General features: G+C 66.8%; 15 protein-coding genes. 5 read left to right on the top strand and 10 right to left on the bottom strand.

Going from position 1 to position 15,747, the window contains the following annotated elements:
- Positions 1-95 precede the first annotated feature (95 nt).
- Positions 96-881: a septum site-determining protein MinC gene (minC, locus tag NFW05_RS10530; protein WP_295306129.1), complete on the top strand. Its 786-nt coding sequence runs from the start codon at positions 96-98 to the stop codon at positions 879-881.
- Positions 882-1,192: 311 nt separating this feature from the next.
- On the opposite strand, the gene NFW05_RS10525 is transcribed toward minC, so the two are convergent.
- From NFW05_RS10525 to nhaR, 10 genes are all read right to left on the bottom strand, one after another.
- Positions 1,193-1,645, bottom strand: coding sequence for a TerB family tellurite resistance protein (locus NFW05_RS10525; protein WP_295306126.1), 453 nt, complete (start codon positions 1,643-1,645; stop codon positions 1,193-1,195).
- Between the two features lie 14 nt (positions 1,646-1,659).
- A complete protein-coding gene (locus tag NFW05_RS10520; protein WP_295306123.1) occupies positions 1,660-3,537 on the bottom strand; it encodes an ATP-binding protein in 1,878 nt (625 codons plus the stop codon).
- 20 nt (positions 3,538-3,557) lie between these two features.
- Positions 3,558-4,268, bottom strand: coding sequence for a PspA/IM30 family protein (locus NFW05_RS10515; protein WP_295306121.1), 711 nt, complete (start codon positions 4,266-4,268; stop codon positions 3,558-3,560).
- Positions 4,269-4,291: 23 nt separating this feature from the next.
- Positions 4,292-5,179 (bottom strand): hypothetical protein, encoded by an 888-nt coding sequence (locus NFW05_RS10510; protein WP_295306118.1) that lies wholly within the window; start codon positions 5,177-5,179, stop codon positions 4,292-4,294.
- Between the two features lie 2 nt (positions 5,180-5,181).
- Positions 5,182-6,057, bottom strand: coding sequence for an ATP-binding cassette domain-containing protein (locus NFW05_RS10505; protein WP_295306115.1), 876 nt, complete (start codon positions 6,055-6,057; stop codon positions 5,182-5,184).
- Positions 6,054-6,851, bottom strand: a complete 798-nt coding sequence (locus NFW05_RS10500; protein WP_295306112.1) for an ABC transporter permease — start codon at positions 6,849-6,851, stop codon at positions 6,054-6,056. Before NFW05_RS10500 ends, NFW05_RS10505 begins: the two co-directional genes overlap by 4 nt.
- Before the next feature lie 30 nt (positions 6,852-6,881).
- The gene (locus NFW05_RS10495) at positions 6,882-8,576 is read right to left on the bottom strand and encodes a phosphate ABC transporter substrate-binding/OmpA family protein (protein WP_295306109.1); all 1,695 of its coding nucleotides are present in this window, start codon (positions 8,574-8,576) and stop codon (positions 6,882-6,884) included.
- Positions 8,577-8,599: 23 nt separating this feature from the next.
- The gene (locus NFW05_RS10490) at positions 8,600-9,325 is read right to left on the bottom strand and encodes a methyl-accepting chemotaxis protein (protein ID WP_295306106.1); all 726 of its coding nucleotides are present in this window, start codon (positions 9,323-9,325) and stop codon (positions 8,600-8,602) included.
- Between the two features lie 225 nt (positions 9,326-9,550).
- Positions 9,551-10,462, bottom strand: a complete 912-nt coding sequence (locus NFW05_RS10485; RefSeq protein WP_295306103.1) for a Tim44 domain-containing protein — start codon at positions 10,460-10,462, stop codon at positions 9,551-9,553.
- 123 nt (positions 10,463-10,585) lie between these two features.
- Complete coding sequence (nhaR, locus tag NFW05_RS10480; protein WP_295306100.1) at positions 10,586-11,587, bottom strand: transcriptional activator NhaR; 1,002 nt, start codon at positions 11,585-11,587, stop codon at positions 10,586-10,588.
- A 108-nt stretch (positions 11,588-11,695) separates the two neighbouring features.
- Between nhaR and NFW05_RS10475 the strand changes: the two genes are divergently transcribed.
- The 4 genes from NFW05_RS10475 (at position 11,696) to NFW05_RS10460 (ending at position 15,546) form a co-directional block, all read left to right on the top strand.
- Complete coding sequence (locus tag NFW05_RS10475; RefSeq protein ID WP_295306098.1) at positions 11,696-12,091, top strand: HPF/RaiA family ribosome-associated protein; 396 nt, start codon at positions 11,696-11,698, stop codon at positions 12,089-12,091.
- A gap of 36 nt (positions 12,092-12,127) precedes the next feature.
- Complete coding sequence (gene htpX, locus NFW05_RS10470; protein ID WP_295306095.1) at positions 12,128-13,000, top strand: protease HtpX; 873 nt, start codon at positions 12,128-12,130, stop codon at positions 12,998-13,000.
- 329 nt (positions 13,001-13,329) lie between these two features.
- Positions 13,330-14,022, top strand: a complete 693-nt coding sequence (locus tag NFW05_RS10465) for a Crp/Fnr family transcriptional regulator (protein WP_295306092.1) — start codon at positions 13,330-13,332, stop codon at positions 14,020-14,022.
- 45 nt (positions 14,023-14,067) lie between these two features.
- Positions 14,068-15,546 carry a CYTH and CHAD domain-containing protein gene (locus NFW05_RS10460; protein ID WP_295306089.1) on the top strand — a complete coding sequence of 493 codons (1,479 nt, stop codon included), beginning with the start codon at positions 14,068-14,070 and terminating at the stop codon, positions 15,544-15,546.
- Positions 15,547-15,747 lie beyond the last annotated feature (201 nt).

Here is a 15,747-nt window from a genome sequence, read left to right as displayed (position 1 = left end):
CGTGAAGCTGCCTGTCAAGCGCCAGCCTGTTCCGCTTTGCTGCCGATTCCGATAGACTGCTGGGCTTTCCAGCTACTGGCTCGGACTTTGACGCCATGCCGCGAACGAACAGGCCGCTTCCATTGATCGACTTCAAGGGAACGACGATGCCCGTCGTCGTCGTCACGCTGCGCTCCGTGAAGCCTGATGAGCTCGCCGACGCAGCTCGCGTGCTGCTCGGCGGCGAGTCCTTTTTCGACGGGGATGCCGCGCTGCTCGACCTTTCGCAGATCGTCGACGTACCCGAGGCCGACTGGCGAAGGGTCAAGCAAATCCTGATGAGCCACGGCCTGAACGCCATGGGAGTCCGCGGCGGCAGCGAGCAGTTGCGTTACAGCGCGGCGTTCGCCGGCCTGCCGACCTACGATCTCGCAGATCGACCGGTGCCGCTGCCTGCAGAACCCGAGCCGACCGTGGCATCGCCTCCACCGCCCATCGAGCCGAAACCTGCGCAAACACCGACACCCGCGACGCAACCAGCTGCCCCGACAACGGTGTACATCGACCGGCCGCTGCGCTCGGGCCAGCAGGTCTACGCACGTGGCGCCGATCTGGTCGTTCTCGCGGCGGTCAACCCCGGCGCCGAAGTGATCGCCGACGGCAACATCCACATCTACGCACCGCTGCGCGGCCGCGCACTCGCCGGCGCCAGCGGATCGAGCGAAGCGCGCATCCTGTGCACGCGCTTCGAAGCCGAACTCGTCTCGGTCGCCGGTCTCTACCGGACCTTCGAGCCCGGCGTACCCGTCGAACTCGCCGGCCGGGCCGTCCAGGTCCGGCTGTCAGCGAAGTCGGCCGACGATACGGTCAGGCTGGTCGTCGAGTCGCTGCGCACCGACTGAACTCACCGGCGGCGTCGATCGCCGAGGGCAGACAAGCCGAGAGGCGTCCGACGAGCAGCTGATCGTCGACGCTCGCCAGGCCAGCCGGATTGCCTGCATCGGACAGTGGCACCAACAAGGGCAGACGGCAACCGACCGGTGGCGGGGCCCGCCGGTGCGCGCCAATCAGAGGTTGTGGATGAATCTGCGGCGCGGCCAATCTGCGCTGTTGCCCGCTCGCTTGCTTCCCGCCTATCTATCTGATATCTCTCGTCGTTTGCTCGCTCGCGCCGGGCATTTGCGCCTGCTCGCGACGATTACTGAACAACCTCTCAGCCGAGTTCGCTGGCCACCACGGCGACCGACGCGGCGTCGGGCAGACGCGCGAGTTGCGCGAGCATGTAGTCCTTGACCAGGGCGAGCAACTCGTCGACCCGAGTCGCCTCGGCGCCGATCTCTTGCGCAACCGCCCGCACGGCGGCGAGTTCGTCATCGCTCAGCGTCCCGTCGGCGTAGCCGACCAGCAGGCAGGTCGCCAGGACCAGATCACGCTGTTCGGGCTCGGCGAACGTCGCGCCTGCTTCGCCATCGCCAGCACCCTCCCCGAGACTGGCGAAGTCCGGCCAGCCAGCGGCCGACGTGCGACCGCTCTCGTAGAACTGCCGGATCAACGTGACTTCCTCGTCGGTCCTGGCGCCGTCCACGTGCGCGATGCGCAGGAGCAGCCGCGTGGCGGCGATGGTCTGGTCAGCGTCGAGGCTGGGGTCTGCGAAGATCGAGAGCATCAGGGACTCCTCCTTCAGGGTTGTATCCGGGAGCGCAATTCGGCGAGCTGCCGCTGGATCTCGCCCGCCGAAAGTGAGCTGAAGCGTGGCGGCAGCAGCGACCGCCGCGAGGTCTCGGCGACGGCGAGCATCTCCATGTAGCGCACCATGGCGGTTTCCTGCGGCGGCATGAAATCCGCGCAAGCCTCGGCGAAGAGCTCCTCGCTGACCGTCACCTGCGGTGCACGGACCTCCGCGCGCCCGCTGGACGGTTCCGTGGCCTGCTGGCGCTGGGCCAGTTCGGCGGCGAGCAGGACGACGGCTTCGAGGTCGGCATTCGAGTAGCCGTCGAGCGCCGTGCAGGCAGCGACGAGCGCCTCGTCCGGGATCGTGCTGAGCACGCGGTAGCGCCGAAATACGGCGTCGACGATCGCCGCCCGTTCGTCTGCGGTCTCGGCGTAGAAGAACGGTATCTTGCGGTCGAGCCGGCCTGGCCGCTTGATGTCGGTGTCCAGCTTGTCGGGGCGGTTGGTCATCAGGATGAACAGAACCTGGCCGCGGTTCTCGGGGTCGGACATGAATTCCTTGAGGCGGGCGATGACCCGCGAGCTCGTGCCGCTGTCCGAATCCTCGCTCTGCCTGCCGAAGCTGCGGTCGCCTTCGTCGATGACCAGCGCGATCGGCCCCATCGCCTTGACCGTCGCGAGAACGCGCTCGAGATTCGCTTCGGTCGAGCCAACCCACTTCGAGCGGAAGTTCTTCAGGGCGATCCCGGAAAGCCCGGCCTCGGCAAGAAACGCGCGAATCACGAAGGTCTTTCCTGAACCCATCGGACCAACCGCGAGCAGCCCCATCGGCGCACGCGTCCGGTCACCGTCGCGGATCATTCGGGCGAGTTCGAGCAGTTCGCCCTTGATCTGCGCGTTGCCACCGACCGAGTCGAGACCGTGCCGCGGCTCGATGAACTCGATCAGTCCGGCGCATTCCTTCTCGATCAGTTCGCGCTTGCGCTGCCGGACGACGGCGATCATCTCGCTCGCCGGGTCGAGGCTCTGCGGAAGCTGGCGTGTCGGATCGACGAGCTGGCGAATCTCGGCCGGCGTCATTCCAGCGGTGATCGCCGCCAGCTTCTCGGCCCTCTCGACGGCCAGCGGGCTGCCCTCGAGGAGACCGGCGATCAGTGTCCGGCGCTGCGCCTCGTTCAGCGCCTGCGGTGCCTCGCTGGCCACGATACTCGCCAGCTGGATGACACGCAGGCCCGCCGTCTGGCTGGCCAGCTGGTCGGCCTGGTCGGCCGGCATTTGCGACGCGTAATGGCGAATCGCTGCCAGCCGGGCGGCGTGGTCGGGAACCGGCACCTCGATGGCCACCACCCGCGGACTGGTCAGCAGAGCCGAGCTGACCTCGGACAGCGATTCGCTGACCAGGATCACCACGTTGTCACGATCGGCGAACTGTTCATCGAGCGACCAGCGGTGCAGCGCCGCAAAGGCGCCGCGTTCGTCGAGCGAGAGCAGATGGAGTTCGCCGGCCGGAAAGATCGTTCCCGCATAGGGGATCAACAGCGCGCTCGACCGCTGCTCGCGCATCTGCCTTTCGAGCGACTCGAAGATCCCGGCCAGCCCTTTCCCCTCGAGATGGCGATAGAGCTCGGCCCGTTCCTCGACTCCCCCGCCCTGGACGACGCGCACGCCGCGGTCGATGCTCAGCTCGTAGATCTGCCGTTTGTTGTCCTTGAGCAGCACCTCGCCGAGCAAGGGCTGCATCGTCCAGTAGCGGCCTGCGGCCGGATAGCGGTCGAAGACGTTGCGGTAGAGCACGAAGATCGACGCCTCGCCCGCGAGATACTTCTGGCGCAGGGTTTCGGCCCAGAACGGCAGCGGCGTCCGAATGCCGCTCTCGGAGATGAGCATCGCCCGATTGGCCGGCCAGGCTACATCGACTTGCCCGTCGATTCCGCCTGCGTGCCGCGGACCCTCTTCATTTCCTCGAGCTGCTGGCGAGCGGTGATCGCGCCGCTGCTCTGGCGCAGGCGGGCAAGCTTGACGTCGAGGTCGGAGTCACGCAGTTCGCTGCCCATCTTCGCCTCGGCGACGGTATTCCGGATGTGCTCGCGGACGTTGTCGAGCGCCCGGACTTCGGCATCGACCGAAAGGCCCTCCAGCTGATTCTGAATCTTCAGCCTGGCCTGCGCGCTGTGCATCTGCGCGAGCATCCGGTCCTTCTCGTCCCTGAGCTTCTGGATCTCGGCCTTGACCTGAATCAGTGAATCCTTCGCTTCCTGAGCGTCGTTGCTCGCCTGGTCGAGTTCCTGCTCGAGCGTCCGGATGCTCGCCTCGAGCGCGTTCTTCTTCTGGATCAGCACGATGCCCAGTTCGTCCTGGCTGGTCGCCAGCGCCGCGTTGAGGTCGGCCGAGATCGCCGCCAGCTCGCTGCGTTCATTGGCCAGGCGCGCCGAGATGTCCTCCCGGCGGCGCATGATCGCCGCGGTGGCGCTCTTCAGCCTGCCGTACTTGTCGATCATCGAATCGATCGCGTTCTGGTAAGCGATTTCCGGATGCCGCTTCTCGACGTCGGTGATCCACAGTGAAACGAACCCCGACCAGAGGTTCGACAGACGCCCAAGAAAATTGATGTCGGCCATCGCCTTCTTCCTTTCGTTCGCAATCAAATCGCCCGCCGGGCGCCACCGACGGCGACCAGCCGCGCCTGCCGCACGGCGTCGGTCGCCGGCCTCGGTACCGGCACGCCGGGCAGCGCCTCGGCGAGATCGCTCGCCAGGTCCGCTTCGAGGTCCTCCTGCAACCGCAGCTTGCCGATCGCCTCGTCGAGCCGGCTGCCGAGCTCTTCGCCCGCCGGCAGGGTCATGATCATCTGGTAGATCTCATCGACCTGGTCGGGCATCGAGAGCATCGCCGCCTCGAGTGCCCGGCGCCGGCTCAACATCCGATTGTGCCGCTCGACGATCGCCAGGTAATCGGCACGCGCCCTCTGCAGCTGCCGCAGGTCGGTGCCCTGAGGCGGCGAAGCCAGTTCGCGGTCGATCGCCGCGATGCTGGCCTGGACCGCGCTCAGGTCGACCGACTCGGCGCGGTCGTCCATGACCAGCAGAGCAAGCCACAGAGCGAGGTATTCGAGCGTCACGTCGTCGAGTTGCTCGACATCACGCCAGGCCAGGCGCCCCACTCCGCTGCCGACGCGTGCGTAGAGCGACTGCACGCGCTCGACCATCCGCTGATAGGTGCGCAGCGTCGTCGAAGGCGTTGCCCGCTTGCCGACGCGCTTCTGGATCTCGGCGATCAGTTGCTCACGCGAGGCCTGACGTGTCCGCTCGCGCCAGCGCCGGTCGACGCGCTCGCGAAACCCGGGCAGCGAGGGCACGTGAAGCGCTGCGAGGAGGTCACCGGCAACGAAGGCGATCAGCGGGATCGCTCCGACACCGAAGCCGAAGGGGATCGACAGCAGCGCGCCGGCGGCGAGCGAGCCGAGGAAAGCGTACAGGTTGGTCTGACTGGTCAGCGCCTCCCTGACGTACGATGGTCTCTCGCCGGCCATGCCTAGACGGTGACCCTGACCTGCCCGCGGCCCGGACTGGCCTGGTGCAGTTGACGCAGGATCCGCTCCTCGAGGGCCTGCGCTTCGCGAGACCGCTGCCAGACGGCCGGGCGCGGCCTGGGTTCGTCGATCACGAAGTCGTCGGCGACGCGTGCCGGCTGCGTCGACAGGACGATCACCCGGTCACCGAGAACCAGCGCCTCGGTCACATCGTGGGTGACGAAGACGACCAGGCACGGCCAGCTCCGGTAGAGGTCGATCAGCAGGCGCTGCATCTCGTCGCGCGTCTGCGCGTCGAGCGCCCCGAAAGGCTCGTCCATCAGCAGGATTCGCGGGCGAAGGACCAGCGCGCGCGCCAGGGCGACGCGCTGGTTCTGGCCGCCCGAAAGCTGCGCCGGGAGCAGACCGAGCTTGTCCGACAGACCGACCGCGGCGAGCATGTCGGCGACGCGCTGGCGCCATTCGCTCTCGGGCACCCGCGAACGCCAGAGCTTCAGCCGAAACGGAAAGGCGACGTTGTCGAACACCGTCAGGTCCGGCCGGTTGGCGTAGCGCTGGAAAACCATCACCGCGTCGTCGTGCGGACCGGTGCACTCGACCCCGTCGATCAGCACGCTGCCCGAACTCGGCGTGACCACCCCCATCGGCCGAACGCCGCCGAGCATCTGCAGCAGGGTGCTCTTGCCGCAGCCCGAAGGACCGAGAAGCATGGCGATCCCCGGCCGGTCGAAAGTCAGCGATACGCGGTCGATGACCCGGGTGACTCCACCGTCGACGACCGGGTATTCCTGGACGATGTCGCGCAGGACGACGGAGATCGGCTTGGCCGCTTCCTGCGCGGAACCCGCGGACTCGGGACGCTGATCCGCCGTGCTCACTGCTGCGTCTCCCACGGATACAGCCGGCGCTTGAGCCAGACCATCGACTGATAGGTCGCCAGGGCCAGCGCGATGATCACGATGATTCCGGCGAAGACCTGATCCCAGGCGCTGAAGCGCCGTGCGTTCTGGATCAGCTGGCCGAGCCCCTGGCGGGCGTTGACGTACTCGGCGACGGTGATGTACGTCCACATCACCGAAAACGCGACGATCACCGCATCGGCAATCCGCGGCATGGCCATCGGAACGACCGACCGCTGAATGCACTCCCAGGGAGTCGCGCCGAGGTCGCGTGCGCCGATCCAGTAACTCTGAGGCACGGCCTGGATCGCGTCGCGGACCATCGGAATCAGATAGACGACCGCGCCGACGAAGAGGAAGGCGATCTTCATCGTCTCGCCGATCCCCAGCCACATCACCAGGATGGGCAGCAGGGCGACGACCGGTGCCGAGCGGAAGGGATCGACGAGTGGCGACAAGGCCGCGTTGACCCGCGGTGCGGCACCCATGACGATGCCGATCGGGATGCCGACGGCGACCACCAGAGCGCCGGCGACGAACAGACGGCCAACCGACCAGAGCGTCGCGGTGAGCAGCATGCTCTCGCCTTCGTGCCAGCCGAGGTAGGCGAGCGCGGCGAGAACGTCCCACGGCCCCGGGAGTTTCGTCGCGCTGACCAGCCCCGACGCCGCAATCAGCCCCCAGAGCAGCAGCACGGCGAGCACCGAGCCAGCGCCGAGCAGGCGGCGCCGGCCACTGGTCAGCGCCGCGTAGGGGTTCCAGAAGTCGCTCATCGGCCCGGTGCGGGTTCCATGTGCGACGACTCAGCGACCGCCGAAGACGGCGACCCTCGTCGTCCGGTTCATCGCCCGGCATTCCTCGATCGACAGGCCCTCGCCGACGACGTTGGCCTCGACGCAGAGCGGCCGGTCAGGGCCATTACCGACGATCTTGAAACGCTCTCGTGGGAACTCCCACTGGGTGACCAGATAATCGACGACGGCGCGCGCGCGAACTGCCGAGAGCCGGAGGTTGACCTCGCGCGAACCCGTCGAGTCGGAATTGCCGCTGACCTCGAAATAGGCCTTGCCGTTGTTTTCGATGAACGGAACGATCTCGCCGTCGACGGTCTTCTGAGCGCGCTTGGTCAGTTCGGCGCTGCCCGAGGCGAAGCCGACCATTACCGGCTTGGTGACCATCGCTTCCTTCTGTGTCGCCTCCTTGAGTGCCGACTGGCTGAAAGTCTCCTGTGGCCGGGCTGCCGCCTCGACCGCGGCGCTGTTCCTGGCCAGCATCGCCTTGATGAAGCGGTAGTCGAAGCTGTCCTGGGCCGGAATGACCGGCGACTTGGGATTGGCCAGCGCACCGGCCTTGCGGTAGATCTCGTCGAAGCGCCTGTAGACACGTTCGTAGTGATTCGTGCCGCCAGCCAGACCGAGGATTCGGGCGTTGTCCTCGACCCCCGTCCACACCAGGTTGGCGAACAGGCTCCGCACGAAGGCCTTGCCTTCCTTGTCGGCGAGCAGCCTGAAGAATTCCTGCGTTCTGACCAGCGCGTCGACGGCGCTGTCGGGATTCGCACGCGCAGCGAGAACTCCATCCATCCAGCCCTCGACGAACTTCTGCACGACCGCCTGACCTTCCGGCTTGCCGAGCACGCGCGAGTCGCAGACCATCACGTCGAAGATCAGATTGGTCGCCGTCTTCGTCGAGTAAACGACGTGCGCCCCGCGAACGTTGCGCAAGGCCAGCGAGAGGTCGGGGTCCCAGAGCACGGCCGCGTCCACGGCCCCCGATTCGATGGCCGCCCGAACACCGGCGGCGCCCTCCTCGGCGTTGATGAAGACCATCTTCACGCTGTCCTTGCGGCGCGCGGTCAACGACGAGTTGTCCAGCGCATCGATCAGCATGCCGTGCGAGGGAGTGAACTGGAGCAGGGCCACCGAACGGCCGGCGAGGTCTTCGATCGCCTTGACCGACGGGTCACGGGCAATCACCGCGTCACCGCCCTGGGTATTGTCCACGATCATCACTGCCCGACCGTCGAGACCCGCGTTGCGCAGATTGGGCTGCTCCTGCGCCCAGAAGTCCGACGTCCGCCAGGCGCATTGCGCGGCGCCCGACTCGAAGATCGTCGCCAGCGTCGGGATGTCGTCCTGAATCACGAAGCGCACATTGACGCCGAGCTTCGCGTAGATCGAACCCGGCTGTGTGTTGAGATTGTTGCCATTGGCGACCAGCGCCGGCGCATAACCGTGGAAGCTGACCAGACTGACCTTGAGCGGGTTGGCCGCACTGCCCAGCGGAGCGTTCCGGTCGTCGGCCGTCGCCGGCCTTGCCGGTGGCGCCTGTCTCGCGGCCGTGACCGCTTCGCCTGACGACGACTGCGCGGGAGCCTTCACCGCTTCGCCGCCCACCCCGAAACGATCCTTGAGGCCGAAGTTCCAGGCCAGCGACCCGGCCACACCGATGACGATCACCGTGATCAGCCCCTTGGCCAGCGGGGTCAGTTGAGCCATGTTTGCCTCCTCGGAATGGACACTCAGTTCGCGGCGCCGGCTGCCGAAAAGGTATTCGGGATCTCGCGCAAGCGCTCGATCTCGGCGTCGACTCGGCGCGTCTCTCGCTCCGCTGCCTCACGCGCTGCGCGCAGGCCAGCCTCGACGCGGCTCCGCTCCTGTGCGGCACGGGTCACCTCACGCTCGAGCAGTTGCTGGAGCTCCGCGATCTGCTGGCGGATCGCCTCGCTCGCCGCCTCCAGCGTACGCCCGATCTGCTCGACGAGTTCGGCTGACTGCGCCTCGCGGTTCCCCAGCTGCCCGGCGAGTAGCCGCTTGTGCTCGGCGAGTGCAGCGATCTTCAGATCGGCGTCGCGTAGGCAATCGCCAATCTGCCAGTTATCGTCGGCCTCGTCCATCGCCAGGATCGCCGTCCGGCGCGTTGCGGCATCCATCGCGCGCAGGCCGTCGAGCAGGCGCAACAGCTTCTCGGCCGGGTAGGGTGAAGGCGGCACACCGGCCGCCGCGTAGATCTCGGTAAATGCCTGGCCGACGAGATCCTCACCGGTCTCCGGCAGAGACGCCTGCTGCGTCGCTGCCGCAGCCAGTTGGCGGTCTGCCGGCGCTGGCAACCGCTCTGGTTGCACCGGCGGCACGGCAAACGGCCCCGGCGCGTCGCCGGCCTGCGACTCTGCGCGCGGATCGGGGCGCTCGTCGTCGGAGAGCTCGACCAGCCTGGCCCTGGCCAGCAGATTCAGGATCCCTTTCATTCCCGCTCCCGCAGTGCCCGCCGGATCAACATCCCGGCAGAACCGTGGATTATACGAGGCAAGGGGGGCAGCGCAAGGCTGTCGCAACGTCGTCGCGATGATCGGTGGCAGCGGGTCGACGTCCCAGCGACAAACTGCCGGGAAGGCTTTCTTCCCGGCAGCGAAGCCATCGGCCAGTGTCGCGTTGCGGCCATGCCTCGCGACCTGGCCACCGGCGCGGATCGTTTACGAGAGTTGCTGGATCCCGGCGAGCACCCAGCCGCCCCGCCCCTCGCGTGGCTTGACCATGTGCCAGACTTCGTCTATCGGTTCGGCAGCCGCGTCACGGTCTTCACGGATCAGCCCGGTGAAGCGGACGCTGACCACGTAGCGGGTGGCCTCCTCGGCGACCTCGAGCACCTCGGCATTGATCGTCACGACGTCCGTCTGCTGCGTGGCACCGCCTCGCTCGTTGATGTTCATGCGCAGTTCGGCAAACATCTCCGGAGTCGTAAACTCGCGCAGATCGTCGAGGTTGCCCGCGTCGTTCGCCGCCTGGAGGCGAATGAAGTTGACCTTGGCGTTGCGGACGAAGCCCTCGACGTCGAAGTCGGCAGGGATGCTCGGCGCGGCAGTCCCGGCCGCCGCCGGCGCGCTCGATCCCGAAGCCGGCAGCAGCGGTTCCTCGACGCGCTGACCCGCCAGGCCCCCGTAACCGGCGCCGGCGTACTGCAGGTTGCTGTTTGCGCCCAGCCCCTGTGCCGCCGACCGCCGACGCATGACGAAGCCGATCACCACCATGACCACCAGAACGAGCAGGCCGATCATCAGCAGCGAGGCCAGTTCCTCGCCAAAGCCGAAATGTGAAGCCAGAGCCGCCAGACCGAGACCGGCGGCGAGACCGGCGAGCGGGCCCATCCAAGAACGTTTGGGCTGGGCCTGAGCAGCCGCTGCACCGGCCTGCGGCGTCGTCGCCGCAGGCTGCATCCGCGAGGCATTCGCCGGACTCGCCGGCGAAGCCGACCTGTCCATGGTCACTGACTCGCGCTGCATGCCCGAAGACTTGCCGCCGCCCAGACGCTTCGCGGCCTCGGCGTCGCCGGCGACCAGCGTCAGGCCGAGAGCCAGGACGGCAGTCAACATTGCGAAGGATTTCATGATTGTCTCCTGATGGTTGAGTGATACGCCGGGCAATATAAACGCAGTCGACCCATCGGAAAAGCAGAAATAACGGTGGCTACACTTCAAAAAAATCGAAGGCTGTACGGAGCTGTGTACGGCTCACGCCGTCCCCGTCGTCGACCGCGAGCGAGCACGCGTCCGCGTCCCGGCCGGATTGCCCGGATTGCGCCTGGGAACCGCCGGGGAGGCCTCGCCTCCGGACGGAGCAAAGACGTGGTCGCGTGCGGCCTCGCTGATCGCGACGATCGCCGGATGACTCAGCCGCCGTTCGGTGGTGATCGCGAAGAGCTGCTCGCTGATCGAATCGATCCGCCCGACGGCGATGACCCGGTACTGCGCGGCGACGTAGCCGGCGATCGCCGTCGGCGCGACGAACAACCCCGCCCCTTCCTGCCCGAATGCCTTGAGCAAGGCACTGTCGTCGAACTCGCCGACGACTCGCGGGTACAAGCGGCGCGCATCGAGCCACTGTTCGAGCCGCGAGCGGATCGCCACGTCGTCACCGGGCATCAGGAACGGCGCACCATTGAGCAGATCAGGAAAGATTCCCGGCAGCGTGGCGACCAGAGCGGGGGCGCCGAAAACCGTCAGGTCGCTTTCTCCGAGCAGGTGGCTGTATCCGCGGACGTTCAGGTTGGCAGGCATCGGACGGTCGGCGATGACCAGATCCAGACGATGCACGGCGAGGTCGGCGAGCAAGGCGGTCAGGCGTCCTTCCCGGCAGACGAGGCGCAGTGCCTCGGGCAGGAGCAGGGCCGGCTCGACGAGGCGATGGGCCACCGACTTGGCCACCGAATCGGCAACCCCCACCGTGAAGCGCAGACTCTTCCTCGCTGTCTGATCGCGCGCCACTTCCAGCAGTTCGTCACCGAGCGCGAAGATTTCCTCGGCGTAGCTGAGGATCCTCCGCCCGGCCTCGGTCAGTTCGAGGCCGCGGCCGGCGCGCCGCAACAATTCGACACCGAGCGACTCCTCGAATTCGCGCAACTGCCCGCTGATCGCCTGCGGAGTGAGGTGCAGCTGTTCGCCCGCGCGGGCGATCGCGCCACATCGGGCGACCATCCAGAAATAGCGCAAGTGCTTGTAGTTGAGTGCGGGCATCGGCGAAAAACATCTGGAATCTGGAATTGTCACCTCATTATATTCGATTTGTCAGAAGTCTGAGGCTGTCCTACAGTGACCCGGGTCATTCCTCAGGAGAGTCTCGAAATGAAGATCGTCATCCGCAGCCAGGGCCTGGAGATCAGCGCTGCCCTCCGTGAACACGTCGAGCGGCGCGCACACTTCGCTTTCGACTGGGCCGACCATCAACTCAGCAAGGTTTCGATCCTGCTCGCCGACCTGAACGGCCCGCGGGGTGGCGACGACAAGCGCTGTCGGATGCTGCTCACCGTTCCCGGGATGCCACGGATGGTCATCGAGGATACCGAGACCGATCTCTACGTGGCCATCGACCGGGCTGCGGACCGCGCGGCCAGGACGCTCGCCCGCCGGCTGGCGCGGCAGCGCGAATACCGGAATCCCGACCTTGCCTCCGCCCGCGACGGAGTCTCGTGGCACGCCCTGGACGTCGGAGAAGTCGCCCGCCAGCCGGCCACTCTCTGAAGCACCTGCTGCCCAACGAGTTACCGGAAGTCCGCCATGAAACGCATCGTCCTGCTCATCGCCACCAATCTGGCCATCGTCGTCGTCCTCGGAATCTTCAGCACGCTGACCGGCGCGCACCGCTTCTTCACCGGCAGCGGTCTCGACCTCGGCAAGCTGCTGCTCTTCGCTGCGATCATGGGCTTTGGTGGAGCATTCATCTCGCTGTTGCTGTCCAGGACCATCGCCAAATGGAGCACCGGCGCCCGGGTCATCGAATCTCCGGCGAGTTCGACCGAGTACTGGCTCGTCGACACGGTCCGCCGTTACTCGGAAAGGGCCGACCTGCCGATGCCCGAAGTGGCGATCTACGAGGGCGAAGCCAATGCCTTCGCCACCGGCGCGACGCGCCGCAGTTCGCTGGTCGCCGTGTCCACGGGCCTGCTCGAGAACATGACCCGGGAAGAAGCCGAAGCGGTGATCGCGCACGAGGTCGCGCACATCGCCAATGGCGACATGGTCACGCTGACCCTGATCCAGGGTGTGGTCAACACCTTCGTGGTATTCGTCGCCCGGGTGATCGGCTGGCTCGTCGATTCGGCGTTACGCCGGCAAGACGGTGAACAGGGGCCCGGCCTCGCGTACACGGTGACCGTCGTGCTCTGTGACATCGTCTTCGGCATGCTGGCCAGCATCATCGTCATGTACTTTTCTCGTCAGCGTGAGTTCCGTGCCGACGCGGGAGCAGCGCAACTGATGGGATCACCCGTCCCGATGGTCCGCGCCCTGCGTCGCCTGGGCAGCCTCGAGGCCGGAGCGTTGCCGCAGAACGTCGCCACCGCCGGAATCAGCGGCCGCCCGGGCTGGCTCGCGCTGTTCGCCAGCCACCCGCCGATCGAGGAACGGATTGCCGCGCTCCGAGCGGCGTGATTCGCGGCCGGTCTCGCTCCCGAAGGGCAGTGCGGCGAGAACCGCCTTTCGACCTCATTCCACCGTCCTCGCCGGCGTTCTCAAGGCAGCCCCGGCAATCAGCCGTCCGCGGCGAGCGAGCCGGCGAATGGCGCATTCGATCGTCCACAGCGCTTCGCGGCGATCGGCATTCCCGCGGGGAAGCGCGAGCTGAGATCGCCACGGCAGCGGGCGATCGTCAGGAAAACGGCCTCCCGTGATCGCCGGCAAGCCACTTGCTCGAAGCTGGGACAAGTGCGAACATTGCCGGCCGTCGACCAGGCACTGGCTGACCATTCCGGAAGAGGCGCATGCAGGTAATCCAGCAGGGCATAGACATCGAGGCGTTGCTCGCCCGCGTTCCCTTGTTCAACGAGCTCGACGCCGACGAAATTGCCCGACTGGCCCGCGGTTCGCGCGAAATCAGCGTCGCGCGCGGAGAGATCCTGTTTCACAAGGGCGACATGCCAACCGGTTTCTACCTGATCCTCTACGGGCAGGTGAAACTGGCGTTCACGTCTGCGCAAGGCGGCGAAAAGGTCGTCGACATCGTCAGTCAGGGCCAGACCTTCGGCGAGGCGGTGATGTTCATGGACAAGCCGTTCATGGTTTATGCTCAGGCACTCGCCGACTCGTCTCTGCTGCATATTTCCCGGATGGCGATCCTCGGCGAACTCGACCGGGACCCGCGGCTCGGTCGCAAGATGATCGCCGGCCTGTCGATGCGCCTCCACCACCTGATCGGTGACGTCGAGTCGTACTCGTTGCAGTCGGGTCGCGAACGGATCATCGGCTATCTGCTGCGCGATACCCCGCCGGGCGGGGCAAGAGGAGTCACCGTTACGCTGCCGACGAACAAGGGGATCATCGCTTCGCGTCTCAACCTGACTCAGGAGCATTTCTCGCGCATACTCCACGAACTGTCCGGGCGAGGCCTGATCGTCGTCGAAGGCCGCAGGATCCATATTCCGGACGTCGAGAGGCTGCGCCGCCTCGACCGCTGAACGACAGGCCTGCACAAGCAAACACATGGAGAGGAGACAACGCCCATGGCACTGGAAACCGAGATCAAGCTCACCCTGCCGGCGGGAGCGGCCCGGCGCGTGCCGACGCACCGGCTGCTTGCCGGCAGCAAGGCGCTACGGCAGAAACTCGTCAGCACCTATTACGACACGCCCGACCGGCGCCTCCAGCGCAAGCGCCTGGCGGTCCGCTACCGCCAGATCGGCGAGGAATGGCTGCTGACGATCAAGAACGAAGCGTCCGCGCCAGGCGGACTCGCCCAGCGCCGCGAGTGGGAGGAGCCCGGAACTCCCGGCGAGTTCGATTTTTCGGTGGTCGACAGCCCCAAACTGCGACGCTTCCTCGAAGAGGCGATGCCCAGCCTGGCGCCGGTTTTCGTCACCGATTTCACGCGCAGCCTGTGGACCTTGACCCCGCAGGAAGGAACACGGATCGAGGTGGCCCTGGACCGCGGCAAGATCGTCGCCGGCCAGCGCAGCGAGGCCATCTGCGAACTCGAACTCGAGCTTCGCGAGGGACAGGTCGCCGATCTTTTCACGACCGCTCTGGCGCTGCAGGCCGACCTCCCGCTGCACCCCGAAACAAGCAGCAAGGCCGAACGCGGCTACCTCCTGGCCAGCGACGCCGGCCTGCAACCGGCGAGAGCCGGCAACGTGCCGTTGCAGGCCGGGATGACCAGCGTCGGCGTCTTCCGCACGACGGTCTTCTCCTGCCTGGCACAACTGCAGGGCAATGAACGCGGGGTGCGCGACAGCGATGCCCCCGAGTTCATCCACCAGGCGCGGGTGGCGATCCGCCGCCTCCGTTCGGCGATCCGTCTCTGGCGGCCACTACTGCCCGAAGACTACGTCGGCAACTTCGACCCACGCTGGCGCGACGTGGCCAACGCGATGGGCGACACGCGCAACTGGGACGTGTTCATCACCGAGATCCTCCCGCCGATCGTCAAGGCGTTTCCTGAGCATGCGGACGTGCAGAAACTCGCCGTGCAGGCCAGGAACCATCTGGCCAGCTGCCGCAAGCAGGCTCAGGCGGCGCTGACCGCTCCGACCTATTCGCAGTTGCTCCTCGAGTTTACCGGGGCCACCGTCGGACTTGCGGAAAGCAAGAAGCCGCCGCTCGCCGCCTTCGTCCCCCGCTCGCTCAACAAACGTGCCAAGCGCGTCGCGGCGCTGGCCATAGAAACCCGGGACTCGAACCCGGAGGCCCGTCACGCGCTGCGCGTCGCGCTCAAGCGCCTGCGCTACGCGCTCGAGTTCTTTGCCCCGCTGTTCCCGGCGCGGCGGATGCAGCGCTACCATCAGAGCGCGGCCGGACTGCTCGACCTGCTCGGCAGAATGAACGACATGGCCGTCGCCGAGCAGCTCGTCGTTCAGGCCCTGCCGGGTCACCACAGCGATCTCGTCCGCGCCTGGCTCGCCGGACGGACCGACCTGATGCTCGGCCAGCTCGAAGGGCTGCTGCGCGAGTTCCTCGACCATCAGCCGCCGTGGGAGGCTGGCTGAGCAGGCCAACAGCGCGTCCAGGCAGGACTGAAGAGGGTGCGCAGGTCCGGCACGAGCAACCACGGCTGATCGCCGTTCGGCCGCGGTCGCCCCGCGCACGCGCGAATCCCGAACGCCAGCCGCGAAGCGGAGACGCGCGAACCCGAGGGGCGCCCGCCGCGCTGCTGGCCCTCGCCCTGCTCGCCCTCGGCAAGTCGCCGG

It is taken from the genome of Accumulibacter sp. (assembly GCF_023806625.1).
GTDB lineage: Bacteria > Pseudomonadota > Gammaproteobacteria > Burkholderiales > Rhodocyclaceae > Accumulibacter.
Note: the sequence above shows the minus strand (reverse complement) of the source record. Positions and strands in the feature narration are given on the sequence as shown.